The organism is Kribbella sp. NPDC056345 (assembly GCF_042262745.1).
GTDB lineage: Bacteria > Actinomycetota > Actinomycetes > Propionibacteriales > Kribbellaceae > Kribbella.
Genome location: NZ_JBHJQQ010000045.1, coordinates 1 through 1,175, shown reverse-complemented (window position 1 = coordinate 1,175; position 1,175 = coordinate 1). Strand labels below are relative to the sequence as shown.

General features: G+C 63.9%; 1 protein-coding gene and 1 pseudogene. Both read right to left on the bottom strand.

Going from position 1 to position 1,175, the window contains the following annotated elements; all coding sequences use genetic code 11:
* Positions 1-694: pseudogene (locus ACFCV3_RS42725) on the bottom strand (nuclease); the annotation flags it as partial.
* Complete coding sequence (locus ACFCV3_RS42720) at positions 684-1,028, bottom strand: MobC family plasmid mobilization relaxosome protein (RefSeq protein ID WP_044704870.1); 345 nt, start codon at positions 1,026-1,028, stop codon at positions 684-686. The gene ACFCV3_RS42720 and the pseudogene ACFCV3_RS42725, both read right to left, overlap by 11 nt.
* Between the last annotated feature and the right edge of the window lie 147 nt (positions 1,029-1,175).

Genomic DNA, 1,175 nt, shown 5'->3' with positions numbered 1-1,175 from the left:
GCTCATAGATGGCTCCCTTCAGTCGGATGTTTCGCCCCCCGTCCGGGTCGGCAATGCTGATGCTGCTTTTCGTGCTGCGCACCACCTCAAAACCTGCGCTTTCCAGCGCCTCAGTGACGTCCTGACGGGTTTTCAGCTCCCCGGATGAGGCAAGGGCAAGCAGGCCGCGCGTAATCGCCTGGGCAGCTTCCTGCTTCGCTTCCGGCAGCGCGGACGGCGTGACCAGCGCCCGCCGGTTTTCCGGCGCGTTCGGGTCGTGCAGCCCCAGCCGGCCGTTGACCACCGTCTGCCAGGCATCGATGCGCGGCCGGTCGGCGCGGTCGTAGTACGGCTGGAGCCGCCTGCCGGTCAGCAGCTCGGTATTGGGGATCAGAAAGTTCAGCTCCAGACGCCCCTTGTCCGCGTGCTCCACCCACAGAATGCTGTACTGATCTTTATCGAGGCCGGGCATCAGAACACGCTCGAAGCTGGCCATCAGTTTTTCCCGCTGGCCGGGAGGCAGATCTGCCTCCGCAAACGACAGTACGCCGGAGGTGTATTTCTTCACGTAAGGCGACACATCAATCAGCTCCCGGACTTCTTCCGGCTTGCCCTGCAGGACGGTGGCGCCTTCACGCTGCCGGTCTTTACCCAGCAAATAGTCCACCGGCCCGGCGCCACCGCCGCGACCGCGCGGATGAAATTTAATGATCATCGTCCGTTCCTTTCTCAAGAACGGCGTGCCGCAGCTGCTCAAGGCCGGCATCGATTGCCATCAGCGCCGCCACAATCTGCACCCTGTCATGGCCGGTACCGCCGCCGGCGTTAACGCGGCGGGCTATCTGGTTCAGGTTGTTGCCCATGCCGGCAAGCTGGCGCAGCAGCGCCGGCGAGATCGAGGGTAGCTTTCCGGTACGCGCAGGCTTTTCATCAAGACAGGTCTGCCGCATCCACGCCGCCAGCTGCCTGCCGTCACAGCGTTCGAGCAGCCGCCGGTGCTCGTCCTCCGTCACCCACATGGTGAGCATCTTGTTCCGTTTCTCTGACAAACCGGTCTCCTGATAACGCCGGGACGGGCGGGAAAGCCTTTCCCGGTCGGCGCGGGGTTGGACAAGCCGCAGGCGCGTCAGGCTTTTGGCGGGTTTCGGGGCGCAGCCCTGAACCAGTCACGTAGCGCTAGCGGAGTGTATACTGGC